This window comes from Pseudomonas sp. efr-133-TYG-23 (genome assembly GCF_030209215.1).
GTDB lineage: Bacteria > Pseudomonadota > Gammaproteobacteria > Pseudomonadales > Pseudomonadaceae > Aquipseudomonas > Aquipseudomonas rhodesiae.
The window spans coordinates 66,417-92,266 of sequence record NZ_JARVSL010000021.1; the positions used below are offsets into that span (position 1 = coordinate 66,417).

The 25,850-nt window shown below is 56.0% G+C and carries 21 protein-coding genes and 1 other RNA gene; 13 read left to right on the forward strand and 9 right to left on the reverse strand.

Going from position 1 to position 25,850, the window contains the following annotated elements; all coding sequences use genetic code 11:
- The first annotated feature begins 13 nt into the window (after positions 1-13).
- Positions 14-1,687 carry a DNA repair protein RecN gene (recN, locus tag QRN41_RS15580; protein WP_285421791.1) on the forward strand — a complete coding sequence of 558 codons (1,674 nt, stop codon included), beginning with the start codon at positions 14-16 and terminating at the stop codon, positions 1,685-1,687.
- A gap of 81 nt (positions 1,688-1,768) precedes the next feature.
- Here the strand turns inward: recN and fur are convergent, their stop codons facing one another.
- Complete coding sequence (fur, locus tag QRN41_RS15585) at positions 1,769-2,173, reverse strand: ferric iron uptake transcriptional regulator (RefSeq protein ID WP_010562662.1); 405 nt, start codon at positions 2,171-2,173, stop codon at positions 1,769-1,771.
- Positions 2,174-2,271: 98 nt separating this feature from the next.
- Here fur and QRN41_RS15590 point away from each other — a divergent pair, with 98 nt between their 5' ends.
- A complete protein-coding gene (locus QRN41_RS15590) occupies positions 2,272-2,799 on the forward strand; it encodes an outer membrane protein assembly factor BamE (protein ID WP_034115109.1) in 528 nt (175 codons plus the stop codon).
- 63 nt (positions 2,800-2,862) lie between these two features.
- On the opposite strand, the gene QRN41_RS15595 is transcribed toward QRN41_RS15590, so the two are convergent.
- On the reverse strand, positions 2,863-3,165 hold the full coding sequence (locus QRN41_RS15595; protein ID WP_285421792.1) for an RnfH family protein: 303 nt from the start codon (positions 3,163-3,165) through the stop codon (positions 2,863-2,865).
- On the reverse strand, positions 3,158-3,592 hold the full coding sequence (locus tag QRN41_RS15600; protein ID WP_034139329.1) for a type II toxin-antitoxin system RatA family toxin: 435 nt from the start codon (positions 3,590-3,592) through the stop codon (positions 3,158-3,160). Before QRN41_RS15600 ends, QRN41_RS15595 begins: the two co-directional genes overlap by 8 nt.
- Before the next feature lie 168 nt (positions 3,593-3,760).
- On the opposite strand from QRN41_RS15600, the gene smpB reads away from it, so the two are divergent.
- Positions 3,761-4,243, forward strand: a complete 483-nt coding sequence (gene smpB / locus QRN41_RS15605) for an SsrA-binding protein SmpB (protein ID WP_024077453.1) — start codon at positions 3,761-3,763, stop codon at positions 4,241-4,243.
- A gap of 33 nt (positions 4,244-4,276) precedes the next feature.
- On the opposite strand, the gene QRN41_RS15610 is transcribed toward smpB, so the two are convergent.
- Complete coding sequence (locus QRN41_RS15610; RefSeq protein ID WP_034115111.1) at positions 4,277-5,044, reverse strand: GntR family transcriptional regulator; 768 nt, start codon at positions 5,042-5,044, stop codon at positions 4,277-4,279.
- Positions 5,045-5,305: 261 nt separating this feature from the next.
- Here QRN41_RS15610 and QRN41_RS15615 point away from each other — a divergent pair, with 261 nt between their 5' ends.
- From QRN41_RS15615 to QRN41_RS15655, 9 genes are all read left to right on the forward strand, one after another.
- Positions 5,306-7,000, forward strand: a complete 1,695-nt coding sequence (locus tag QRN41_RS15615) for a lactate permease LctP family transporter (RefSeq protein WP_236218533.1) — start codon at positions 5,306-5,308, stop codon at positions 6,998-7,000.
- 70 nt (positions 7,001-7,070) lie between these two features.
- On the forward strand, positions 7,071-9,881 hold the full coding sequence (locus tag QRN41_RS15620; protein WP_167417883.1) for an FAD-binding and (Fe-S)-binding domain-containing protein: 2,811 nt from the start codon (positions 7,071-7,073) through the stop codon (positions 9,879-9,881).
- 135 nt (positions 9,882-10,016) lie between these two features.
- Positions 10,017-10,295 carry a PA2433 domain-containing protein gene (locus QRN41_RS15625; protein WP_034139332.1) on the forward strand — a complete coding sequence of 93 codons (279 nt, stop codon included), beginning with the start codon at positions 10,017-10,019 and terminating at the stop codon, positions 10,293-10,295.
- A 94-nt stretch (positions 10,296-10,389) separates the two neighbouring features.
- Positions 10,390-10,779: a transfer-messenger RNA gene (ssrA, locus tag QRN41_RS15630) on the forward strand.
- A gap of 187 nt (positions 10,780-10,966) precedes the next feature.
- The gene (locus QRN41_RS15635) at positions 10,967-12,223 is read left to right on the forward strand and encodes an integrase domain-containing protein (RefSeq protein WP_285421793.1); all 1,257 of its coding nucleotides are present in this window, start codon (positions 10,967-10,969) and stop codon (positions 12,221-12,223) included.
- A 907-nt stretch (positions 12,224-13,130) separates the two neighbouring features.
- Positions 13,131-14,498, forward strand: coding sequence for a YfjI family protein (locus tag QRN41_RS15640; protein WP_213548039.1), 1,368 nt, complete (start codon positions 13,131-13,133; stop codon positions 14,496-14,498).
- Entirely contained in the window at positions 14,482-14,841 is a 360-nt protein-coding gene (locus tag QRN41_RS15645; protein WP_040265473.1) for a hypothetical protein, read from the forward strand. The genes QRN41_RS15640 and QRN41_RS15645 overlap by 17 nt, the downstream gene beginning before the upstream one ends.
- Complete coding sequence (locus QRN41_RS15650; protein ID WP_285421794.1) at positions 14,819-15,799, forward strand: integrase domain-containing protein; 981 nt, start codon at positions 14,819-14,821, stop codon at positions 15,797-15,799. The genes QRN41_RS15645 and QRN41_RS15650 overlap by 23 nt, the downstream gene beginning before the upstream one ends.
- Positions 15,796-16,068 (forward strand): hypothetical protein, encoded by a 273-nt coding sequence (locus tag QRN41_RS15655; protein WP_040265475.1) that lies wholly within the window; start codon positions 15,796-15,798, stop codon positions 16,066-16,068. The genes QRN41_RS15650 and QRN41_RS15655 overlap by 4 nt, the downstream gene beginning before the upstream one ends.
- A 105-nt stretch (positions 16,069-16,173) precedes the next feature.
- On the opposite strand, the gene QRN41_RS15660 is transcribed toward QRN41_RS15655, so the two are convergent.
- On the reverse strand, positions 16,174-17,235 hold the full coding sequence (locus QRN41_RS15660) for a PDDEXK nuclease domain-containing protein (RefSeq protein ID WP_285421795.1): 1,062 nt from the start codon (positions 17,233-17,235) through the stop codon (positions 16,174-16,176).
- Between the two features lie 306 nt (positions 17,236-17,541).
- On the opposite strand from QRN41_RS15660, the gene QRN41_RS15665 reads away from it, so the two are divergent.
- A complete protein-coding gene (locus tag QRN41_RS15665; RefSeq protein ID WP_285421796.1) occupies positions 17,542-17,748 on the forward strand; it encodes a DUF262 domain-containing protein in 207 nt (68 codons plus the stop codon).
- A gap of 373 nt (positions 17,749-18,121) precedes the next feature.
- Here the strand turns inward: QRN41_RS15665 and QRN41_RS15670 are convergent, their stop codons facing one another.
- The 4 genes from QRN41_RS15670 to QRN41_RS15685 all read right to left on the reverse strand — a co-directional run bounded on the left by QRN41_RS15670 (position 18,122) and on the right by QRN41_RS15685 (position 24,443).
- A complete protein-coding gene (locus tag QRN41_RS15670) occupies positions 18,122-19,426 on the reverse strand; it encodes a 5-methylcytosine restriction system specificity protein McrC (protein ID WP_285421797.1) in 1,305 nt (434 codons plus the stop codon).
- A 3-nt stretch (positions 19,427-19,429) separates the two neighbouring features.
- The gene (locus tag QRN41_RS15675; RefSeq protein ID WP_285421798.1) at positions 19,430-20,569 is read right to left on the reverse strand and encodes an AAA family ATPase; all 1,140 of its coding nucleotides are present in this window, start codon (positions 20,567-20,569) and stop codon (positions 19,430-19,432) included.
- A 554-nt stretch (positions 20,570-21,123) separates the two neighbouring features.
- A complete protein-coding gene (locus QRN41_RS15680; protein WP_285421799.1) occupies positions 21,124-23,352 on the reverse strand; it encodes an Eco57I restriction-modification methylase domain-containing protein in 2,229 nt (742 codons plus the stop codon).
- The gene (locus QRN41_RS15685; RefSeq protein ID WP_285421800.1) at positions 23,349-24,443 is read right to left on the reverse strand and encodes a DNA adenine methylase; all 1,095 of its coding nucleotides are present in this window, start codon (positions 24,441-24,443) and stop codon (positions 23,349-23,351) included. Before QRN41_RS15685 ends, QRN41_RS15680 begins: the two co-directional genes overlap by 4 nt.
- Positions 24,444-25,850 lie beyond the last annotated feature (1,407 nt).

Genomic DNA, 25,850 nt, shown 5'->3' on the forward strand with positions numbered 1-25,850 from the left:
GGGAGCGGCCGTCATGCTCGTGCACCTGTCCGTACACAACTACGCCATCGTTGAACATCTGGATCTCGAACTGGATCGTGGAATGAGCGTAATCACAGGCGAAACCGGCGCCGGCAAGTCGATCATGCTCGACGCACTGGGCCTGACCCTGGGGGATCGCGCCGACAGCGGCGTAGTGCGCCCAGGCGCAGAAAAGGCCGATATCCTGGCCACTTTCGACTTGGCGGATATTCCAGAAGCTGAAACCTGGCTGGCTGAGCGCGACCTTAGCCATGAAGGACCGTGCATCCTGCGACGGGTCATCACTGCCGAAGGGCGCTCACGCGGCTATATCAACGGCACGCCCTGCCCGCTTGGCGACCTGAAAGCATTGGGTGAATTGCTGATCGATATCCACAGCCAGCACGAACATCAGTCTCTGCTTAAAACCGACACACATCGGCGCTTGCTCGACGAATACGCCGGCGCCACCGATCTATCCAGGCAAGTACAGCTTGCTGCGCAACGCTGGCGCCAGACACGCCTGGAACTGGAACGACTCTCCAATTCCGGCGATGAGCAACGCGCTCGCCATCAGTTACTCAGCTATCAGCTCGAAGAGCTGGAGAGCCTGGGTCTTGGCGAAACGGAGCTGGAGCAGCTTGAACAGGAACACAAGAACCTCACCAATGCAGAAACCCTTCTGGGTATCTGCCGTCAGGTGGTGGAGCAATGCAGCGAAAGCGATTCCGGAAATGTGCTCAACGCGCTCACGGCCAGCCTCAACCGTCTGTCCAGCGTGAATAACGCCTCGGGTTCGCTGAGCGAAGCGACAACCCTGCTGACCAGTGCGCAGATCCAGGTTGAAGAAGCAGTCGGCGAGCTGAATAGGTTTCTGGACCACTTCGATGCCGATCCGGCGCGCTTGCAGGAAATAGAAGAACGACTGGACACTATTTATACCCTGGCCCGCAAACATCGAATCCAGCCCACTGAACTGGCGGCGATGCAGCAGAAATTGCTGGATGAAATCGAAACCCTGAATGCCAACGATGAATCCATTGAAAGACTGGGCGACGAACTGGCCTCCTATGCTCGGCATTATCAAGAGAAGGCCCGCGAACTGAGCGAGTTACGCCAGCACGCGGCCACGAACCTTGCCGACGCAGTTGAGCAAGAAATTCAGCGCCTGGGCATGCCTGGCGGGCGCTTTACTATCGAACTGCGCACCAATGCCAGCAACGAACTGCAGCCCCATGGCTTGGAACAGGTAGAACTACTGGTCAGCGCCAACCCTGGACAACCTCTCAAAGCGCTGGCAAAAGTCGCCTCCGGGGGCGAGCTGTCGCGAATCAGCCTGGCTATCCAAGTGATTACCGCACAGACCTCCAGAGTACCCACGCTGGTATTCGACGAGGTGGACGTCGGCATCGGCGGGCCAACGGCGGAAATTGTCGGCCAACTGTTGCGCCGCCTGGGAGAGCGAGGCCAGGTACTCACAGTGACGCACTTGCCGCAGGTCGCGGCGCAAGGGCATCAACATTTGTTTGTACATAAGGTCAGAGGCAGCGATGCAACACGGACAGCCGTGTCCAGATTGAACAAGTCGGAACGCGTGGAAGAAGTGGCCCGCATGCTGGGTGGGATAGACCTGACCAAAGAGTCTCTGGCGCATGCGAAGAAGATGGTCGTAGCCGCCAAGGCGTGAGCCGGAATTTTCTTGCAAACAGCACGAAGGCGACCCAAGGGTCGCCTTCGTGCTGTTTGCAAAGTACATCTGTAGCGTTTTTTACTTTTTCTTACGGATGTACAACACAAGATTATGGTCAACCAGATCGAAGCCATGTTCTTCAGCGATTTCATGCTGAAGCTTCTCGATTGCCGGGCTGGTGAACTCAATAACCTCATTGGTATCGAGGTCCACCATATGGTCGTGATGACCGCCGTCAGCCAGTTCGAACACTGCATGACCGCCGTCGAAATTATGACGAACCACCAGCCCTGCGGCTTCAAACTGGGTCAGCACACGGTAAACCGTGGCCAGGCCAACGTCCTCATTAGACTCCATCAGCGCCTTATAAACATCTTCAGCACTCATGTGGCGCTGCTCGGCAGAATCGAGCATTTGTAGAATCTTGACTCGTGGCAGAGTCACTTTGAGACCGGCTTTGCGTAGTTCGCTATTTTCAACCATGGTTAGCTTTCTCGCGGATGCTGCTTCGCAGCTTCTCTTAATACGGGTATGATCGGCGTTTACGTTGTCCCAGCCAAGATAGTGGAAGTCGCCCACCGATGCAAAACACCAAGCTCTTGCTAACCAGTTTCACCTTTGTGGGACTGCTCGCACTCGCCGGTTGTTCATTCCCCGGGGTTTACAAAATCGACATCCAGCAGGGCAATGTCGTCACGCAGGACATGATAGACCAGTTACGCCCCGGAATGACCCGACGGCAAGTACGGTTTATTATGGGTAATCCCCTGCTGACCGACACTTTCCATGCCGATCGCTGGGATTATCTCTATAGCATTCAGCCTGGTGGCGGTGAGCGCCAGCAGGAGCGCGTCAGCGTCATTTTTAATGGCAATGACCAGCTTGTCAGCCTGTCCGGTGACTTCATGCCCGGCGTAAGCCGTGATGAAGCCTTGTTGGGCAAAGACAACGACACGAACGTGACGGCTCCCGCGCAAGAAGGCGAAAAGCAGAAGTCGGAGGTCCCCGCCAAGCCGGGCTCCTTGCTGGACAGAATCCAGAAGGATGTCGACGGCGTGGAAACCGTTCCCGTCCCGACACCTCAGCCGTTGGACACCAGCCCACAATAAAACTGTGTGGCACACGAAAAAGCCCGGCATGCCGGGCTTTTTCGTATCTGCCGATTAGCGGAGCTAAGTACTCTGCTGCCTGGCAAGCGCTGCCTTGGCTGCACGCAACCTGCGCACTTCCTTGGGATCAGCCAACAATGGACGGTAAATCTCAACTCGATCGCCCGCTTGTACAACACGCACATCAGCGTCAGAAATAGCCTTACCGAATATCCCTAATGGACAAGTCGCCGGATCAATACCGGGGAACTGCTCCAGAACTCCCGAGAGCTGTACCGCCTTGCGCACACTCGTGCCCAAGGGCACGGTCACGGCAAGCAAGACCTGACGATCGACAGCGGCGTGCACCACTTCGATTTCAACCATGCAGCTGCTTAGCCCGCTGACAGAATGCATCCACCAAGGTATTGGCCGCCTGATTGAATAACGGCCCAAGCGTCGCTCGTACGATGGGTCCGGCATAATCAAACGACAGATCCAGGCTGATTTTGCAGGCCTTGTCCGTTAATGCTTTGAAAATCCATACGCCATGCAACTGGGTGAATGGTCCTTCCTGCAAATTCATTTCGATTGATTTACCCGGCACTAATACATTGCGCGTAACGAAGTGCTGACTAAGCCCCCCCTTGGCCACGCCTACGCTGGCGACCATGTACTCAGCACTGCCTTCAAGCACCTCGGCAGTTGAGCACCACGGAAGGAATTCCGGATAACGCGCCACGTCGTTGACCAGATCATAGAGCGCCTGTGCCGGATAGGGCAGCAGCGCCGAACGTTGAATATGCGTCGTCATGTGTGCGTTATTTCCACAGCTGAGCGGCAAACATCGCGAAGGAACAGCCCGATCCGCGAGAGAAAAAAACCAAAGAACTGCCCGCATTGTCCGGGATTCGTCCAACACGCTCAAGCGCGCAGGTTGACCGTAGCCGCCAGGCTCGCAACTGCCTATAATGCCGCCCCTATGGCTAAACAAAAGAAACACCCCACAGGGACCATCGCGCAAAATAAAAAGGCGCGACACGATTACTTCATCGAACATCGTTTCGAGGCTGGTCTGGTCCTGGCCGGCTGGGAAGTAAAGAGTCTGCGTGCCAGCAAACTGCAGCTGGTCGACAGTTACGTACTGCTCAAGGATGGTGAAGCATGGCTGCTGGGCAGTCATATCACCCCGCTGACCACCGCGAGCACTCATGTGATTGCCGACCCGGTACGCACCCGCAAGCTACTGCTCAACGCCCGCGAGCTGGACAAGCTTGCCGCAGCCGTGCAGCAGAAGGGCTATGCCTGCGTCTGCCTGTCCTGGTACTGGAGCAAGCACTTGGTCAAGTGCGAGATCGCACTGGGCAAGGGCAAGAAGGAATACGACAAGCGCGACACCGAACGCGAGCGCGACTCCAATCGCGAGCTGCATCGCGCGGTACGCAACAAGGGCAAGGAAGAATAACCTTGTACGATGTAGCCTCGGGCAAACCCGCGGCTACATCCCTTTACGTCGCTCCGCACGCGCCACGCGCTGAACCTCCTGACGCACTTCCTCCAACACTTCCTGCACGTACAACAAGTGACGTGTGGACACCTCCCTCGCCTGCTCGGCCCGCCCCTCGATAATCGCCAGGTACAGATCCCGATGCTGATTGATCAACATGTCACGGGTTTCCGTACGCTGCTGATACATGCCACCGATATTAGTCACCACGTTACGCTTGAGCAGATCGAACAAACCTCGAATCGTGTGCAGCAGCACCGCGTTATGACTGGCCTCGGCAATAGCCAGATGGAACCGAGCATCCGCCGCCCCCTCCTCGGCCCGACTGACTTCATCGACGCGTGTATAGCAATCCTGCAACGCTTCAAACGCAGTAGTCAGCCGTTCCCGGTCGACTTCGGTAGCACGCAACGCCGCGTAATACGCGCATGACGCCTCCAAAGTCTGGCGAAACTCCAGCAAGTCACGCTGGGCTTCTGGATTATTCTCCAGCAGATGCAGGAGCGGATCGCTGAAAGTCGACCCCAAAGAGTCGACGACATAGTTGCCGCCCCCTTGGCGACTGACTAACAACCCTTTGGCCGCCAGCTTCTGGATAGCCTCGCGCAACGACGGACGCGAGACTCCGAACTGCTCAGCCAAGGCACGTTCAGCCGGCAACCGCTCGCCGGATTTCAACGTACCCTCAAGGATCATTCCTTCAAGCTGCTCAACAATATCGTCAGACAGACGGCGCTGCCGCACCTGATCAAACGCCATAACTCACTCTCCACCATCCCGACCACTCGCCGGGCCCTCTATTCTGGCCTATCGCCGCCGTTCCAGCACCCATCAGAGTGCCTTCGTTTTTGCCGCTCAGATCCCCTCAGCCATCCCACTACGACCAAAGTTTTGCAGGCGGCAAATTGACACATCCCACGAAGGCTTTTAACCTAGCTCACATCGATTGTAAATTGGTATTACCAATTATCCATATCGACAAAAAAGTGCCTGACCAACAACAATTAGGGGCCACCCCATATGCAAACCTGGCAACAGCTTTACAGCCCGCTCGGCAGCCTCGGCTTGTCCGCTCTCGCCGCAGTCATCCCGATCGTATTCTTCTTCCTGGCCCTGGCAGTGTTCCGCCTCAAAGGGCATGTGGCCGGCAGCATTACCCTGGCACTGTCGATCCTGGTGGCGATTTTTGCCTTCCAGATGCCGGTCGATATGGCTTTCGCCGCTGCCGGTTACGGGTTCGCCTATGGCCTGTGGCCTATCGCGTGGATCATCGTCGCGGCCGTGTTCCTCTACAAACTTACGGTTAAAAGCGGCCAATTCGAGATTATCCGTAGCTCGGTTCTGTCGATCACCGACGACCAACGCCTGCAAGTGCTGCTGATCGGCTTCTGCTTTGGCGCCTTCTTGGAAGGTGCGGCCGGTTTCGGCGCGCCCGTGGCCATCACCGCCGCGCTGCTGGTCGGCCTGGGCTTCAACCCGCTTTACGCCGCCGGCCTCTGCCTGATAGCTAACACTGCCCCCGTCGCATTTGGCGCACTGGGTATCCCCATCATCGTGGCCGGGCAAGTGACGGGCATCGATGCGTTCAAGATCGGCGCCATGACTGGCCGCCAACTGCCATTGCTGTCGCTGTTCGTACCGTTTTGGCTGGTATTCATGATGGACGGCCTGCGCGGCGTGCGTGAAACCTGGCCAGCAGCCCTGGTTGCGGGCTTGAGCTTTGCGATCACCCAGTACTTCACCTCCAATTTCATCGGCCCGGAACTGCCAGACATCACTTCGGCGTTGGCCAGCCTGATTGCCCTGACCCTGTTCCTGAAAGTCTGGCAACCCAAGCGCACCGCAGGCGCGCAGATCGCCGGCGCCACCTCAAGCGCGGTCATCACCGCCAGTGCCGGTGGGTTCGGCCAGCCGCGCAGCACGGTTGCATCGCCCTATAGCTTGGGGCAGATTTTCAAGGCGTGGTCGCCGTTCCTGATCCTCACGGTGTTGGTGACGATCTGGACCCTCAAACCGTTCAAGGCCATGTTCGCCGCCGGCGGCTCTATGTACAGCTGGGTGTTCAACTTCGCGATTCCACATCTGGATCAACTGGTGATCAAGGTCGCCCCCATCGTGACCAACCCCACCGCAATCCCGGCGGTGTTCAAGCTGGACCCGATTTCAGCCACCGGTACGGCGATTTTCTTCTCCGCGCTGATCTCGATGCTGGTGCTGAAGATCAACGTCAAAACTGGTCTGACCACTTTAAAAGAAACGTTTTACGAACTGCGTTGGCCAATCCTGTCCATCGGCATGGTGCTGGCGTTCGCCTTTGTCACCAACTACTCCGGCATGTCGTCGACCATGGCGCTGGTATTGGCCGGCACAGGGGCTGCTTTCCCATTCTTCTCGCCATTCCTCGGCTGGCTGGGGGTTTTCCTAACAGGCTCCGACACCTCGTCCAACGCACTGTTCAGCTCGCTGCAAGCCACCACTGCCCACCAGATCGGCGTCAACGACACGCTGTTGGTTGCCGCCAATACCAGCGGTGGCGTTACCGGCAAGATGATCTCGCCACAGTCGATCGCCGTGGCCTGCGCCGCTACCGGCCTGGTTGGCAAGGAATCCGACCTGTTCCGCTTCACCCTCAAGCACAGCCTGTTCTTCGCCACCATCGTTGGCTTGATCACGTTGGCACAGGCCTATTGGTTCACCGGTATGCTGGTGCACTGAGACCTGCACGTAATAGGGTAAGAACCGACGCCGGGTAACTATTCCGGCGTCCGCTATTTCTGGAGGACGAATGAGTCTGCCTGCCGCTTTCCTTAATGACGTCGCACAGCTGATCCCACCAAACCGACGCTTCGACGACCCGCTGTCCACCCTCGCGTTCGGAACCGACGCCAGCTTTTACCGATTGATCCCACAACTAGTGATCCGTGTAGAGTCCGAAGACGAAGTCGTGACGCTGCTGCAATGGGCCCAGCGCGACCATGTACCCGTTACTTTTCGCGCCGCCGGCACCAGCCTGTCCGGGCAAGCGATCAGCGACTCGGTGCTGATCGTACTGGGCGACAACTGGAACGACCGCGAAATTCGTGGCCAAGGCACGCAGATCCGTTTGCAGCCCGGCGTGATCGGCGCGCAGGCCAACGCCTGGCTCGCGCCGTTCGGGCGCAAGATCGGTCCGGACCCGGCATCCATCAACGCTTGCAAGATCGGCGGCATTGTTGCCAACAATGCCAGCGGTATGTGCTGCGGCACCGCGCAGAACACTTACCACACCCTGGCGGGCATACGCTTGGTGTTGGCCGACGGTAGCCGTCTGGATACGGAAGACCCTGTCAGCGTCAGCGCTTTTCGCACGCAACATGGCGCACTGCTGGAGCGCCTGGCAACACTGGGGCGCGAGACGCGGGCAAATACCGAGTTGGCGGCAAAAATTCGCCACAAATACCGTCTGAAAAATACTACCGGCCTGTCACTTAACGCCTTGGTGGACTTTGACGACCCGCTGGAAATTCTCAGCCACCTGCTGGTGGGCTCCGAGGGTACGCTGGGTTTCATCAGCGCAGTGACCTACAACACCGTGGTCGATCATCCGAACAAGGCGTCGGCATTGATTGTGTTCCCGGATGTGGAGACCTGTTGCAACGCCGTCACCGTGCTGAAAACTCAGCCAGTCTCGGCCGTAGAGCTACTGGACCGCCGTAGCATGCGTTCGGTGCAGAACAAACCCGGCATGCCCGCGTTCGTACAACACCTATCGGAAAATGCCTGCGCATTGCTGATCGAATCCCGCGCGGCGACTTCCTCGCTACTGCAGGAACAACTGGCACTGATCATGGCGTCCCTGGCCGGTTTTCCTGTGGAGAAGCAGGTCGATTTCACCGAAGACCCCGTGGAAAACGCCCGCCTGTGGGCCATTCGTAAAGACACCTTCCCCGCCGTCGGCGCCGTACGCAAGACCGGTACTACGGTGATCATCGAAGACGTGACCTTCCCGGTCGAGCAATTGGCTATCGGCGTAAACCGCCTGATCGAACTGTTCGACAAACATCACTACGACGAAGCGATCCTTTTCGGACACGCGCTGGAAGGCAATCTGCACTTCGTGTTCACTCAAGGCTTCAACAGCAGTGAGGAAGTCACACGCTATCAAGCGTTCATGGATGACGTCGCGCAGCTGGTTGCAGTGGAGTTCGGCGGTTCGCTCAAGGCCGAACACGGCACCGGGCGTAATATGGCCCCATTCGTCGAGCTGGAATGGGGCAGCGATGCCTATCAGTTGATGTGGCAACTCAAGCGCCTGCTCGATCCCAACGGCATTCTCAACCCGGACGTGGTGCTCAGCGAAGACCCGCAGATCCACCTAAAGCACCTCAAGCCGCTGCCCGCCGCCGATGAGTTGGTGGATAAATGCATCGAGTGCGGATTCTGCGAGCCGGTCTGCCCATCCAAAGGGCTGACACTGAGCCCGCGCCAACGCATTGTGATCTGGCGCGATATCCAAGCCAAAAAACGCGCCGGGGTTGATACCACCGAACTGGAAGCGGCTTACCACTACCAAGGCATCGACACCTGCGCCGCTACCGGTCTCTGCGCCCAGCGCTGCCCTGTGGGAATCAATACCGGCGACTTGGTGAAAAAACTGCGCGCCAGGAACGCCGACCGTACGAAAACGGCCGAATGGCTGGCCACCCATTTCTCCACTGCGTTGCAAGGTGCGCGCTTTACCCTGCATGTGGCGAATGGCGCCCGCATGCTACTGGGCGCGCCGCGCCTGGCCAAGCTGTCTGCCACAGCAACCCGTTTGTCGAAAGGGCAAATCCCTCAGTGGACCAACGCCATGCCCCAGCCGGAAAAAGCCATTCGCTTCAGCCCTCCTGTAACTGACGAGCGGCCCCGCGTGGTCTACCTGGCGGCCTGCGTGTCGCGGGCAATGGGCCCGGCTGCCGGCGATAAAGAACAGATGTCGCTGTACGACAAAACCCGTGGCCTACTGGAAAAAGCCGGGTACCAAGTGGTTATCCCAGAGAATCAAGACAACCTGTGCTGCGGTCAGCCATTCGCTTCAAAAGGCTACGCCGAACAGGCCGAACACAAGCGTCAGGAACTGATCGGCGCCCTGCTCCACGCCAGTCGCGGCGGCCTGGACCCCATCTACTGCGACACCAGCCCCTGCACCCTGCGCCTGGTGCAAGACCTTGGCGAAACCCGCTTGGACCTCTATGACCCGGTGCGGTTTATCCGCACCCATCTCATGGATCGACTGGACTTCACACCGCAGGAAGCACCGATCGCGGTGCACGTCACCTGCAGCACCCAACACCTGGGCGAAAGCCAGGCGCTGATTGAACTGGCCCGACGTTGCGCCAACACCGTGATCATCCCGGAAGGCATTCATTGCTGTGGTTTTGCCGGTGACAAAGGCTTTACCACGCCTGAACTCAATGCCCATTCACTGCGCTCACTCAAGGACGCGGTGCAATTTTGCAGCGAAGGTATTTCCACCAGCCGCACCTGCGAGATCGGCCTGAGCCAACATGGCGGCATCGATTATCACGGGCTGGTCTACCTGGTGGACCGGGTCACCCAGGCCCGCGCCCATTAACGCCGCAAAAAAACAGAACCCCTGCGCGTCGGCGTAGTCAGCTGAATAGGCCTCGACAATCGAGGCCCTCACTGATGTCGCTGGCAGCCGTCGAACGCCAGCAGCGTCGAGCCCTTTTGCGCAAGGAGATACCCGATGAAGCGTTCCGCTCTAGCTGGCTTGTTCATGACTGCTGCGATGCTGGCCTCTCCCGCCTTCGCCGCCGGTGACAAAGACCTGTGCCAGATCAACCTGGACAAAATCAATAACGGGAAAGCGCTGCTCGCCACCGATACCAGTGGCAAAAGTGGCGAAGTCGACACGGCCGTGGCTCAAGCCAAAGCAGCACACGCTGCAGGTGATGACAAGAAGTGCATCGAGATCACCTCCAAGACGCTGCAAGACCTGCAAAACAGCGAGAAAGGTGGCGAGTAAGCGTTAAGGCCAACCTTCGGGTTGGCCTTCCGTGACGGTTTGGCGTACACTGCACAGGCTTGTCACTCACTAAGAAACAAAGAGTTACAAGCTCGGGGCCGTTTAGGATTCGACGCCGGTTGCGAAACTTTAGGTGCATGCCGAGTTGGTAACAGAACTCGTAAATCCACTGTTGCAACTTCTTATAGTTGCCAATGACGACCAACACGGTGCTGCTCTCGCTGCTTAATTGCAGCTGACATGCACTCCTGGTGCCTTCGGGCCCAGCAATCATCAGGGGATGTCTGTAAACCCAAAATGATTGTCATATAGAACAGAATCGCCGTGCAGTACGTTGTGGACGAAGCGGCTAAAACTTACACAACTCGCCCAAAGCACCCTGCCCGTCGGGTCGCCAAGGGTTAACTTAATAGACACGGCTACGCATGTAGTACCGACAGCGGAGTACTGGCGGACGGGGGTTCAAATCCCCCCGGCTCCACCATTTGATCAACTAAAGACGTCCACGGACGTCTTTTTTTGTGCCTGAAATCCAGTGAAATCAAGGGTTTCAGGGCCATTGGCTTCCGTAGGCAGATTCTGAATTCCACTCGTTTGGGTATTCCAAATGGTATTCCAAGCTCTCTGGTGCTAATTTTTGGAATACCAAAACGGTATTAGAGGTAGCTCTCATGCCTGCTCAAGCCCACCGCCTATCCGACCGCCAACTCAAGGCGGTCAAGGCAAAAGACAAAGATTACGTCCTCAGTGATGGTGAGGGCCTCCAGCTCCGCGTCCGGAGCAATGGCTCGATGCTGTGGAACTTCAACTACCGGAATCCGATAACCAAAAATCGCATCAATATGGGACTGGGCACGTACCCAGAGCTCTCACTTGCGAACGCCAGGAAAAAGGTGATTGAAGCGCGCGAACTGCTGGCACAGGGCATTGATCCCAAGGTGCAACGCAAAGCTGAAAATGAAGCCAAGCGAGCGCAGACGGAACACACGCTAGAGAATGTGGCCAGCGCCTGGTTCGAGTTGAAAAAACACTCTGTGACCCCGGCATACGCCGAAGACATATGGCGCTCACTCACCCTGCATGTGTTCCCCAGTTTGAAAGCCACGCCGCTCACGGACATCACAGCACCGATGATCATCAAGCTCCTACGCCCGATCGAAGCCAAAGGCAGCCTGGAGACGGTGAAGCGACTTTCCCAGCGCCTCAACGAGATCATGGCCTACGGCGTCAATTGTGGGCTGATCTTCGCCAACCCACTCAGCGGCATTCGGGCTGCTTTCAAGAAACCGGTTAAACAAAACATGGCGGCACTTGCCCCCGAAGAGCTGCCCGAACTCATGGTGGCGATTGCCAATGCCAGCATCAAACGCGTCACCCGCTGCCTCATCGAATGGCAACTGCACACCATGACCCGCCCAGCCGAGGCAGCCGGAACGACCTGGGCAGAGATCGACTTCGACAAACGCATCTGGATGATTCCGCCGGAGCGCATGAAAAAACGCCGTGCACATCTAGTCCCGCTGAGTGACCAGGCGCTCGCCGTGCTGGAGACACTCAAACCCCACAGCGGCCACCGTAAACACGTGTTTCCGGCCGACAGAAATCCACGCACCCACGCCAACAGCCAGACCGCGAACATGGCGCTCAAACGCATGGGTTTTCAGGATCGATTGGTCAGCCACGGCCTGCGATCAATGGCCAGTACCATCCTCAACGAACATGGATGGGACCCGGAATTGATCGAAGTCGCCCTCGCCCACGTTGATAAAGACGAAGTCCGAAGCGCGTACAACCGAGCGGACTACATCGAGCGCAGACGCCCGATGATGGTTTGGTGGAGCGAGTACATTCAAAAAGCCGCCACCGGCAATTTGTCGGTGACGGCCATTCAGGAAAACACAAACGGGAACGTCATCCCGTTTCGTTAATCAGTTCCTGCTGGCGACAGCGGCGACACTGGCGACATCCCACGTATTTAGCGGTCCTTCGTAGGGCGACAACCTGGCGACCGTCGCCACCATCGGCATCGCCCATAAGCTTTTAAGGCCCAGCCCCTGAGGGCAGGAAGGCTTCGCCTTCCCGTCCTCAGGGGCTCACTTTAAAAACCGACGAACGGCCAATCCTCCATTCAAGGCCACCTTCTTCCAGGCACGTCCAACGCCTATAAAGTCCACCGCACACCGGGTTGACCAGCGTCCGAGCACGCGTTACACCAGAGCCTTACAGCGCTGTCATCGACAGCATTGCCCAGGTAGCCAGGGACCTTAAAGGCTACGCCCTACAGTGGTGGTCCCAGCCCATGCGCGCTCGCTTCCAATCAGGCGCGCAGTCACGCCCAACGTGATCGAAGCCAACTTATCCACAGTGCAATTGCGGCAACCCATGCCCGTCTCTTTTCTCTGGAAAGAGACGGGCATCAATACCGCTGCCGCAGCCCTTGCCGCACAACCCATTGCGGCTTTTGTCCCAGTGACAATCGGCGTGACAAACCTCGATGTCACTGGCTACAGCAATGCAGAGGATGGTGCCGCAGCTCACGCAAAGGGTTGCACCCGACTGACAGTCAGGCATGCCCCGGTCATCACATTGCTGTCTGCCTATAACTCTGGATCTCGCGGCGCTGGTCTCGTCAGCCAACGCAGCCTCCACCCGCCCACTTCAAGCGAAGTGCTCAGGAGGCCAGATCATGAGATGCCCAAGCTCCCGGCCGTAAGGAGCCGTCCGTCCCGCGTCAGAGGGCAACCCTCACAGGCTGCAGGGGCCTTGATCCCTGATAACACTCAACCACCGTGGCGGGAAGTGTGAGGGAATTGCGACGCCACTGGGAGAAAGGCAATGCAATTGTGCGAAACGCTCGACCTGCCTCGGCCTTTGTTGGAATACCGACCGACGCCGCTGACCTATCCGGTCGACGCATTGGGACAGCTAATGGGTCCAGCCGTGGAGCGCATGTCCGACGTTATCGGCGTGCCCTGCGCCATGGCCGCGCAATCGGTGTTGGCCAGCGCCGCGCTGGTGAGCCAAACCCATGCCAATGTGCATCTGGATGGGCGCGTCTATCCGTTGTCGCTGTACCTGCTGACGGTCGCCTTGTCCGGTGATCGCAAAAGCGCGGTGGATCAACTGGCGCTGACAGCCGCACGTGAATGGGAGCGACGGCAATGGTCGCTGTACGCACAGCGCCTGAAAGCCTATCGCGCCGCTCTGCACAAAAAAGCCGAAACCCAAGGGCTGCCTGAACCCATGCCTCCCCGGCTGATATCAGCCGAGCCCACCATCGAGGCGCTGATCAAAAACCTGTGTCTTGGACTGCCCAGCATGGGGCTGTTCAACGATGAAGGTGGACAGTTCCTGGGCGGTAGCACCATGAGCAAAGAGAACCAACTCAAGGCCATTACCACCCTGTCGTCACTTTGGGATGGCAGCCCCATCGACCGAGCGCGCGCCATGCCCGGGGAAAGCCTGCGGGCCTATGACCGTCGCCTCAGCCTGCACCTGATGCTGCAACCTTATCTGGCCAATCAGCTACTCACCGACCGAATGATCAATGGCCAAGGCATCCTCGGTCGCTGCTTGATCAGTTGGCCCGAACGCCTGGTGGGGCGACGCCTGTACAAAGCCGTCGACCTCACGCGAGATGCCAGGATTCAACGCTATCAGACACGCATCAGCACTCTGCTGGAAAAACCGTGGCCGCTGCATAAAGACGGTTCGCTCAACCCGGCCCAGCTTGAATTGACGCCCAACGCTCGTACCGCCTGGATTGATATTCACGACACTATCGAATGCCAGTCAGGCGAGTTCGGCGAGCTGGCCGGTATTCAATCCGTCGCCGGCAAAGCAGCGGCCAATGTGCTGCGTATCGCCGGCGTGCTGGCCGTGATCGAAGACGCAAACGTGATCGACGAAGCCCATATACAGCGCGCCTCGACCCTGATGGATTACTACCTGGCCGAGATCCAGCGACTGACCGAACAAGAGCCCATCAACACGGTACGCGAGGAAGCGGATCGACTGTTGCGTTGGCTGACGCAAAAAGGCTGGACCCGCTTCACCATCCGCGACCTGAACCGCAACGGCCCCCGCTTTGCCCGCAAAAGCAGCCATCACACCGCTACGCTGCTGACCGAACTGATCCTGCATAACTGGCTGGATTGCCGTGATGCAAGGACCTTCGAGGTACGCCATGTTCCGCCTCAATGACGCCGTGCGTCGGTACCAGGCGCAACATCCAACACGTCCCGCACTGCGATGCGTCGCCACGTCCGTCGCCGCCATGTCGCCAGCCTCAACCGCCGGTCCCCCTCAGCTTGTCGCCGCTGTCGCCGTGGTCGCCACACCTGACCTGGAGCCCGACGTCGTCAGCCTGTTGATCCAGCAGTTGCGCGAAGACGGAGCCCAATTGCAGCAAAAGAAAAATGCCCTGCTGATCCGTCCCTCACACTGGCAACAGATGAACAAGATCGGCCCCCACTGGAAAGCCGTCCTGCGCTTTCTGCAAGACCACGAAAACGGTGACCCCAATGGCATTGGTCGGCCGGCGTGATGGACGCAACTTTGGCTACGGCCGTCAGCTCAGCTATGCCGGCCCACAAGCGCTGAAAGATATGTTTGCCGGCGGCCACTTCGCCACGGTCAAAGCACACAGTGATCGCTGGCAGGCTTTCGTGAAGTGGTGTCGGTCAGCGGACGGCCCCGGTTACAACGACGCCCGCCAGATAGATCGCAGTACCTTGCACAGCTACGCCACACACCTGCGTCAACAAATCCGACAAGGTGAAATCTGCATCGCCACCGCGCAGAACCGCCTGAGTAGCGTAAACCGTACCCTCGCGGCACTACGCGGCGACCAGTACGTGAAAATCGCCAGCCCGAGCAAAGCGCTGGGTATGCAGCGATCAAACGTACGCACCCGAGCACCGGACGGCCAAGATCACCAGCAGGTCAGACGGGTGATTGACGCCCTTTGTGAGCAGCAACATCACCGGGTTGCTGCGATTGTCTATCTGGCACGGGCGACAGGCATGCGTCTGCGCGAAGCGATCCTCGCGAACCTGCCGCGCTTGCAGCGTGAGGCTGAGCGTTTGGGTCGCATCAATATCCAAGACGGTACCAAAGGTGGCCGGGCGGGAGCTTCGGCGCCACGCTGGATCATGGCGGATAAAGAGGTGAAGGCGGCGCTGCAGTTCGCGCGCGAGACGTCGCCGAAAGGCAGTCGTCACTTGCTCTCGCGAGACGACAGCTACGCAATGTTCTTACAACAGACCGTGCGACCTGCGCGTGAAGTACTGCAGGAACATGGGCTGAAGGGGTTTCATGAGTTACGCGCGGCCTACGCCTGTGAGCGTTACCAGCAGCTCACGGGGCACGCCGCACCGATCAACGGAGGTCGCTGCATTCGCGTTGATTACCGACTTGATCAACAGGCACGGCAGCAGGTCAGCGTTGAGCTGGGGCATAACCGGATCGATGTTGTTTCGGCTTATATAGGAGGTCGGAGATGACCAAGCCCTTCGATATGACGCTTTTTTTGAGCGGAGCCCTGACCGGTTCGAAAACCACTCAGCTGCGCCACCTACGGCAAGCCCAAATCATGCAGGCGGCCATCCAACAGCGGTGGCACCTAGACAATCCCTGGACCTGGCAGTTGAAACATCTGCGCTGGTTTCTAGCTCAACACCTCAAAGATCGCTCTGGCACCACTTGTTATTACTACCGACTCACCGCATACCTAATTATGAAAAGACTAGGCCGGAGCTGGGTTTTGTTTTGAAATCGCACCTGTTTTTTCTGCTAAACAACGCCGGCCCTGCCGCTGTGCTAAGGACCAAGCTGAATTCTGCACGCGGTGCGCTCCAAATCGGAAAGCCCACTTCAATTAGCCAAACTCGCCTTCCGTAGCGGGATCAATATCGGTCAACTCACGCTCAATCTGTTCAATACTCGGTAGGTTGGACTGCAGATCAATCGGCAAGGATTCGAGCAGTTTGAACTCAGCAATGCCCATCGGCTGGCTCTTATCACCTAGGGCATATTCAGCCACTACCTTGTTTTTGCTTTTGCACAACAACAGGCCAATGGTGGGATTGTCGTGTTCGTTTTTGACCTGTCGATCCACAGCGGTCATATAAAATCCAAGCTGCCCCAAGTGCTCGGGCTTGAACTTGCCGGCCTTGAGCTCGATCACCACATAACAACGCAGCTTGAGGTGATAGAACAACAAGTCGATAAAGAACTCGTCGCCTCCCACATCCAGCAGTACCTGTCGTCCAACGAACGCAAAGCCTGCGCCCAATTCCAACAAAAACTCTGTAACGTGTTTGACCAGCGAGCGTTCGATATCGCGCTCGTGCGCTTCATTGCTCAGACCAAGAAAGTCAAAGCGATACGGATCTTTCAGCGACTCGCGAGCCAGATCGGACTGCGGTTTGGGCAAGCTCACATCGAAATTCGTTACCGCCGTGCCACTGCGCTCCAACAGCCGGGTTTCGATGTGGATATTCAATACATTACGTGACCAACCGTGCGCAATCGCACCGTGAGCATAGGCCAGGCGTTGCTGCGTGTCTTTCAGCCGGGTCAGCAGTACCAGATTATGCCCCCACGGCAATTGTCCAACAGCCTGTTGGACAATTACGGCATCCGGCCACGCTTCGGCAAAGGCGCGCATATACATGAGGTTGGCGCGTGAGAAGCCCTTCATGTCCGGAAATGCGGCGCGTAAATCATGCGCCAACCGCTCGATCACCTTGGCCCCCCAGCCTTGCTCAGCTTGCCGAGATAGGATGTCACGGCCAATCTGCCAGTAGAGCAGCACCAGTTCACGGTTTACGGCCAGCGTTGATCGCTGCTGAGCAGCGTGAATACGACTTTTGAGATCGGTCAGCCAGTCGCCATAGCCTTCTGGGGGCGGGGTGAGGCTAACGGGGACGTTGCTCATACCTTCCCCTCGTGGCTGTCTTGGTCCTCCCTTCACGGTGTCTGCTGCCATCTCGATCTTTTCCAAACGTTCGGTAACGCGTCGACTGATAGACGCTGAAGATTTGCTTGAGTCGATAGACTATCCATCCCTGTCAGGGGCGGAAAGTGGATTATGTAGCCATCCTTGAATCGAACGATCTCAGAGTACCACCCTACCTTTGCCGCCCTGCTTTACAGTAGGTAGAGGCATCTGCTTAGACAAAAGCACTCTGATATCACCACGCTACTTCAATCCCCGCCGAGATACCCAAATGGAAAATGGAAAATGGAAAATGGAAAATGGAAAATGGAAAATGGAAAATGGAAAAAGAAACTCAAGGAGTTTTTCGATGGAAGAAAGGTATTCAGCATCCCGGACTATCAACGGGCATACGCGTGGGACAAGACCCACAACCGCCACATTCAACCCGGCTACCTGACCCTAGATGCTGAGCTCTCGATTCTCTTCGGCGTCAACAACTGGAACAAGTAGGTGCGCTACACCGGAGTCGGTTTTGCCAATGTGAAAAAGCATTGCCGAGCGTGCGCTCAGACTTTTTATTATTGGACGCAAGAACTTGTTCAGCAACACGCCCGAAGGCTCAAAGGCCAAGAGCCCTTTTCGTGGTTGTACCGCAACCTTGAGTGACTGCCCCAGGAAATTTAGGTTGAAGAGTACGAAGTGTTGTTATCGTATAGCTGCGCGTCGTGAATACCACCGTAGCCATAAGTTCTTGACTCGAATTAGGTTCTATGGAGCAGCGTCTAAACGTTTTAGAACGCGAGGAACGAGGGCATTGCTATTATTAGGTTTAGTAAGAGCTTTTTTAATTTCTTGACAGTGCCCAGCCGCTATTTCAAACTAATCAAATAAAGGATGTAGCCACTCCAGAAGCCATGTTTGCGGCAAACATCTTGAGAGCTCCCGGCATAGAAATTAAACGGCTTTCGATCTGAATACCTACAATTTGCACCGCCCCCACCACAACCCTTTCAAAGATTGTGCAAGTACCTACGGGCTGAGGGGCATTATCCGGCTGTGCGGGATAGGCTAGTGCCACCAAGTTGCATCTAGCTGCAGTGGAAAAGGCTAGAGCTTCGTAGATGTCAGCCTCACTGATCCGAAGCTGTCCCTTCTCCACATGCCCCTTGTACTTGGCATCCAGCAGGATCCTAGGCCTTGCTCCATGAGACTCAATCACGCAGTCTGGATAAACTGAAAGCTGGCTGACTGCCCCAGTATCCATCTTTGTCTTGGAACCCAAGGGATAACCATGTTGGGAAACTACAGCGTTGCGACCGAATCCCAATCGCGCGGCCAACGTTAACACGTCCTCCCATACGCGCCATGTTTTCACTAAATAACCAGGTGCATGTGCCTGTCCCTGCTTATAGTTAAGCCCCAGGCCTCCAAGAACATCTACAGACAGCTCATGCAGCGGCTTCCATACTCGGTGACGAGCAGGAATAGGGTTACGACGATTAGAAGCTAAGTTCTGAGGCGAAAGGTCCTCAATTAAACGTACCAAAGAACTTGCAACCGCGGGATCACTTACTTCAGGAAGTAACACCTTTGCTGCTGCGACGATGTCCCCGTTCCAATAGTTTTTACGATCAAACCGGATGAGTTCTTGTTCAAAGCCATCAGGTGAAGGAAAGATAAGCTCTACCGGATCAGGATCCCCATCGATGAAAAAGTCTGCTTCACGCACTCTCCGATAGCTGCGTAGTGGCCGACGTTTATGGGCCTCGTACATGCTAGTGATGGAGCGAGCGACTAAAGTTGACAAATCCCTTGGAGTACCACCGGAAGCTGATAATCGCTCGGTAGCCAAGAGCCGCCCATGTCGCGAAAGGGTAGAGAGGAAAAAAAAATCCTCGCGCCACGCAGCATCTCTGTCATCGAGCCCCAAAAACTTAGGCGCAACCTCTAGCTCCAGTGAAGGAGCCAAGCGGATGAGGCCTGCAAAATCTATTGCACGTGTCCCCTTGGTGCTTACGATAATGGGGTTATAGTTCAGCCTCAGACTTGACGCAGCACGATTCCCTGCCTCCAATAAAAGGCTGTTGGCTTTTGCGCGATCTAGTCCAAGTGCATCAGCAATCGCACGGCTCAGGTCAACCGGCGTACCGTATTCAATGAGGGACAGCCTTGTTCGGATGAGAGCCACGCGCTACTCCCTGGGATGAGCAAATGCTCTGAGAGTTGCGTAGATATTGTCTTCGGCAAAATTCGTGGGCCCTTCAAGACGTAAGCGCAAGTCATCCGCAAAGGTAGTCTCGATGAGTTTGAATGGATTATAGACGGGTCCATCAAGCGCATTAAGAACTGCGGCAATGCCTCGAATATCCCCGAAAAACACCTCTTCCACGTGTGCACGAACCTTTGCCCAACCTATACACAGCGTGCTCAAAGTTTCGCTTAGGCTCAGTGTTTGCGGGCTCACATCCGACATCAGTACGCCATGTCCAATCTGAAACTCAGGGCCACGTCCCAAGGTAATCTGCGCGTTGACAGAAACCCAGGCGCGAACCGAGCACTCCAAGGCAACACTCACGTTGGTAGGCGCATCAGGCAATGCGTCGGCCCCCTCTTCACCTAGACCATAAAATGTCCGTAACACCACTTCATCGGGCTCCAGACGCAAAGGCTCCCAACGACGCAAGAACGCCACATCCAAAGGTTCTACAGACGCATCGGCCTGATTCATAGCTGCCAGAATGTAGAGGTCATGAGGCAAAGCATACTCAATCACATCCCCAGAGACGGGATCGAGCATTTCAAAAAATTGCGTTTCGGCACGTTTGGCGCCATCAGAGGCCAAACGTTTGTCGGACTCAATGGCCACGATGGCACCACCAAACACCTGCACAGCAGGGCCCCGGTTAATCTCATCGATAATCAAGAGCGCGGCCCCGGCGGCGCCCTTCGCATGCTCACTGGCACGGTAGAGAGTGCCTTTTACGATGGTGAAATCAGGGGCACCTGCCACCTTGTTAACTGCTGGCGTTATACCCGATAAAAAATCGCGATACTTGGAGTTCTGATGAAAGACCGTTCGAAAAACCTTACGATCCATCTTAGTGGGTGCGGGGATCTCTTTAACAGCTCCGGCAGCGGGTGGGATTGGGATGCCACCCAAAGGATTGAGCCTCGGAGCGCCACCTGCGGGAGCAAGGCCGAAGGCCGTTTCAAAGGCCAATGCGACCTCTGCCAGAAGCTTCGATTTGCCTGTGCCAGGAGCGCCCGAAAGCAGTACGTTGCGCGAGCGTGCCAGTAGCTTTAATGCCTTCTTGCAGCCTTCACTTGCCATTGCAAAACCTACGCGATCTTGTGAAGTCGATGTAACCAATCACAGCCCGGTTCGCAGCTCGCCGTGCATCCAAACAACTCAGTAGCTCTTGAGCCACTGAAGGATCCCAAGCTCCCTTTACTCGAAGAGTCGATTCTTCTGCGAAGTGTGGCCACACAGATTGATCGTGAAGCTGAATCAAGAGCAGCAAAACGCGGTTCCCCACGCCACCTCGTGGTATTCGATCTGTATCAAAGCATGAGAATTTCGGCACCTGAGAAATCCAGCCTTCTGTCGGCCGAGACCTCGTAGGCGACATAAATTCGGCTGTTCTTGATACAACCTTTGTTGAGCCTGGATCTCGCCAAAAGAAGGCCCCCTGATGCGCTACTTTATCTCGCCGAAGTATTTTCTCTGGAAAAATCAATTCTACCGCTGGCAATACCGACTCATAGGGAAACCGAAAATCTCGGGCTCCTCCGCCAGAAGCTGAGTCATTCGACTCTGCATCGGCTTTCCTTCGATCACCCTCAACAATCTCTTTGTAAAGAATTCGGGCAACGTGCCCCGCCTCACTAGCCATGACTTTTCGTTCCTTGTTCGATTTCCTCGCCTCCTAGGGCGAGCTCTGAGGGCACATAAGCCATAGCCCCCAATGCACGTGCCTCTATCACGCGCTGCGACCAAACTGCAGACTTGCTTCCTGTGCGCTTTGCCATTGCAGCCAAAACGCTATCGACGGTAATTGTGGACTTAGCCTCGCCAGGCAATCTTACCTGTCCACGATCCAGAAGCGGGAAGTCTTGGAGCACTAGTTCCATGTCCTCTAGACATAGCGCATATGCCACAGCCACCTCCGCATCAATCTCCCCACGAAGATGCGCCATGCGCTCGTAGGTTTCACGGCTAGCACCGGCAGTATCCAGTTTACGTAGTTCGCGTGCAGCACTCACCAGCCTCTTCCAAGGCAAGCCGTCTTTGGCAAGTTTTGGCATGGGCACGCTTTGCAGCAGAAAATAGTTCACGGTAGTAGTAAGCACGCGCCGAAGCATCCAATCAAAGGCAAAACTGTTGGCGATGGATACCCATACAAGCAACCGTTCTTCCGAAGGGTCCTCAGGGAACAGGATCGTAGGCACCTTGTTGCCACAGATCACCCCGGCAGGAATTAATGAGGCCATTAGCGAGCGCTCATTGGTCTGACCCGCGATGTCGCAAAAGCCAACCCGCACCACGTCCACACGGTGCTGATTCGCACGAGGCATATCGGAGGGGCGAATCCAAAACTGGGGAGAGAGGACTGAGCCTCCAATGGAATAGGCCTCCCACAACGCACTGCGACCGCTGCCAGACACGTGCCCCTTAACGCCAAAACGATGCGCTTGCACCATGCGGCCCTCCACAAGTGGAAGAGCACCAACTGTTGGACGTGCCAGGAACTTTTGGCGTTCCTTGGTCATATCAACTTCACGGCAAAACTTTGGGGTCCAGCCATAGCCAGGCTCCTCCCACGAGATACCTGCTTCTCCAATCTTCGAGAAGAGCCTCCATTCGGACACGCTACGAACCTCAGGCAGGCTCAAATCGTCTCGAACCCTCGCCAGTGCTGTTCGGCCAATGGCAGCGGTTCCCGTGATTTCCAAGCCCGTAGGGGTGCCTCGTTCGTGCAAGAGGGTGATAGGTTCACGCTTACTTTTTTCAGAGCCCGCCTTCGTGAGAGCCATGGCCAAAAATTTAAAGCGCGTATCGATGGCAAAGAACCGTGCACGATTATCGATGATAGACAACGACACACTTTGGCTCGCATCAAAAATCTTCTGGCGCATGGCTTGAGTACCTTGCGAGCGAATAAGCCCGCCAGGGATCAATGCAACCACCACGCCCTGACCTTTGCAGAGCTGAAAGAAGAGGTCAGTGAAAGCAATGTAAAGATCGGGCTCCCCATTACCTAAGTTAGGGTAGCGGACCAACAGGCGTCTAGAGTAGATCGCTATCTCATCACGCTGCTGGGCAAACCTCTTTTCATCGAACCCATCAATTTGGGCCCCATAGTGGCGCTTGGCGCCAGAGGACTTCAAGAACTCATGCCGTGATAGTTTGACCTTTTCCCAAGGTGGGTTGCCAATCACCGCATCAAACCCCTCACGAGCCATATCAGTCCAGACCTTGCGCTCAGCCATCAAGCTGTCGCCGCAGAACCAACGTGCACGCATAGCTTTAAGAGCCGATACGTCATCAGTGAACGAGGCAAGCGCGAGCAATGCCGCACGCAAAGAGTTCTCCGAAAGATCCGCAGCACAAACACCGTGAGCCAGCCAATATGCCGTCTTGGCTCGGTCCAACCCACACACTGCATGGGTCAGTGCTGCCAGCAAAATTCCAGCACCACTCGCAGGGTCAATCACTTTGCTCTTGTGTGTGAGCTTGGGAGCAGCAAGCTTAGCCAAGCGAGTAGCCAGGCGAAAGTCTGTGTGATATGCGCCCGTGTTCTTTCGATCTTGTTCGTGCAAGACTTCACGTGCCAAGGCACTCAGTGCCATAGCAGGATGAATCGGCGAGCGCTCAATCGCATTTGCCACAGGTGCCGCAATATCTAAGAGCTCTGCTGCTGAGTGCTTACTTTTAACCCCAAAAGCCTCGTGAAACTCCGCTAGGTCAAACCCCCCAAAACGCGCTGAAGCAGCCTCCAAAATTTGCAGCCGAAGCTCAAAGCTGTCAGGACCACAACCTCTGCCAACAGTCGCTGTGAGAGCTGCTTCTACTGGGGCTAGATACTCTGCTTCAACGGGACGAGGTGCACTCATGCAAAGCTCTCCAAGAGTATGGGTTTGGTGACCGTAACAACCTTAGGTTGAGCTTCGGAAAGCTTGGCCGTAGTACGTTCAACGGCAACCAAAAATTCGTTCACGTCGGACGCAGTGCTGCTAGCCACCTTATTAGGGCGGTATCGACCAATGGCACCAAGAGGATGCATAGTGAACACGCCGATCTTCGAAAGCTCAGCCTTAATGTCAAGCATGCCAATGTGACCTTCACTGCTGTATGAGAGCAGCACCTTTTGAGCGCGCAAGCCATGCACGAGGCGCGAGAGCGTTTGAAGTGCACGGGTCTTATAGCAAAAATCCGAAGCTAGGCTCTTCCAAGGTCGAAGCCCCGCAACACCCTCGACCTCAGGCTCATCACCCAGCGCCACTGTTTCAAGGATGTGGTAATAGCTCGCGTACTGACGCTTTGTGTAAGGGGGGTCTAAATATACTAGGTCATGCGCAGCATTCGGCACGTCGAACACATCGCCCACCGTAGCTTCAACAAGCACGCTACTATCTTTAAGGTCACGGCAGCGCATAGCAATTTTGTCTTGCGATTGGCTGGTCCACTTGGAGAGGAAGCAGCCAAAGGTACCAGCGATGTTAGCCACTCGATTTAATGCGCCAAAAAGATCTGCTATGAGCAGGCGCTCTTCTACCTCATTGATGGTCCCAGCCTCCACCCAATCAGCGATCAGCGCGCGCATGGCGTCGATACGTGCTGCGTTTTCTTGGGTAAAGTAGCGCCGCTCAAGCCCGCACGTTTCGACCGATGCAGGGCTGTACTCGCGCCACATAAAACCATGCTTAGCGTTGGTCGCATTGAGCTTGGCAATGGCCTTGGTGTAGCCACCCAGCTTCTTAAAAGTTGCTTGATCGCCACTGATCAATCGTGCTCCCGCGGAAATCACCGCAGAACGCAAACTGTCATTGATACGCACGTTCCATCCTAAGCCAGCAGCAGCCTCAGCCACCACACCAGTGCCACAGAAGCCGTCCACAAAGAATGCGCCAGGTTTAGGGGTACCCATGTGTGCTTTGATCTGACCGATGAGCCTGGACTTGGAGCCGATGTATCGGAAAGTCATACTCCGGCTCCCGCATGCGCTCTACTTTCTGAACGCCTACGCTTTGGAACTGGCGAATTAACTTTATGGCCAGTAAGGGTGATGCCTTGGCGGCCGCAGTATTCACCAAGTAGCACTTCTAGCATGTTAACCATGCTGCGCTGTTCGCGAGCTGCGGCCTCCTTTAAAGCTTTTTTGAAGGCCGGGGAAACTCGAAGGTTCAAGGTCTCGCTTTTGGTGTCAGTAAATCGCATACGGCCGCCTCGCAACTGTCTGTGCAATTGCGTTATTGTACATACATCCAGCAGTCTGTCACCCCCCTGATAGAAATCAAATAGTTATACCGGATCGCGTCCCGGGGAGTGGCGTAACGGATCAAGCCGAAAGCGTCCTACGATGAAAGGAGGATGGCCATCGTGGTACTTTGCGGAGATCTAACACTCACCAGAAAGAAGATTTCGGCCAAGCTCACTCTCATATTTACCGAAGTGACTGAGAAAGGAGAGAGGATCTGATCTCTTCAATCAAATGGTGCGGTTGTCGCGGACCGGCCAATGAGATTAATGACCAAGGTAATACCCTCCCTGATCGACTGCCGGAGGGCATTGATCCTACCGCCGTTGATTAACGTAAAGTACGTAAACCTGGCGCATCTTCTCGCCGACGTAAGAATCGCTGTCGCTGCGCACAGCCATGACGGGATGCTCTAAATCCCGCGACTCGACCATAGCAGATCAAAAATCACGAAAGAAACAGTGCCCGCAGTGATGGCAAAACGCCCCACAAACGGATATAAATAGAGTAGCCAGATCGAGAAAAATACCCCCACGCGTTAGAAGCTAACGCTACTTTTTTTGAAGTTAGGGACCGGATCGGTCGAAAAAGACGAAAAAGGAGTTCAGTTTTATGGCTAATGCAGCAGGACAGGTTGCTCGTATTCTATACAAAGAGATAGTTCCTGGCGATCTTCGCAAAATCAACGCGGAATCCAACGATGCGGATACAGGAGGCGGGGCCCGCGATTTTCGCTTCGGCGCATATCCAAACATTTCCGCCATCGTACAGCAGATGTTTCCGAACCAAACCCAGGAGAACAGGCGCCGAAACAGTGTCGTTGTACCCACCACGATCTACTCAGGGACTTTTCACTGGGTGGACCAACTTGGCAGGACATTCAGCGCTACCTCTTACTTTGAACCACCTACAGATGCCCGACCGTCAGAGGGACGAATTACTAGAGTCCATGAGCAACCATGCCTGGCGGTTAATCTAATTCCCGCGTCGACTCCAACAAATCGCACCTTCCTACTTTTGATCCAACTTGTCGACGGCACAGTATGGCCTCGCTACGTTGAAGAGCAAACTCTACGCACCGCGGGATTATTGCCTCCCCTAGTAGCCCAACAGATGCTCCAATGCATAAACGCC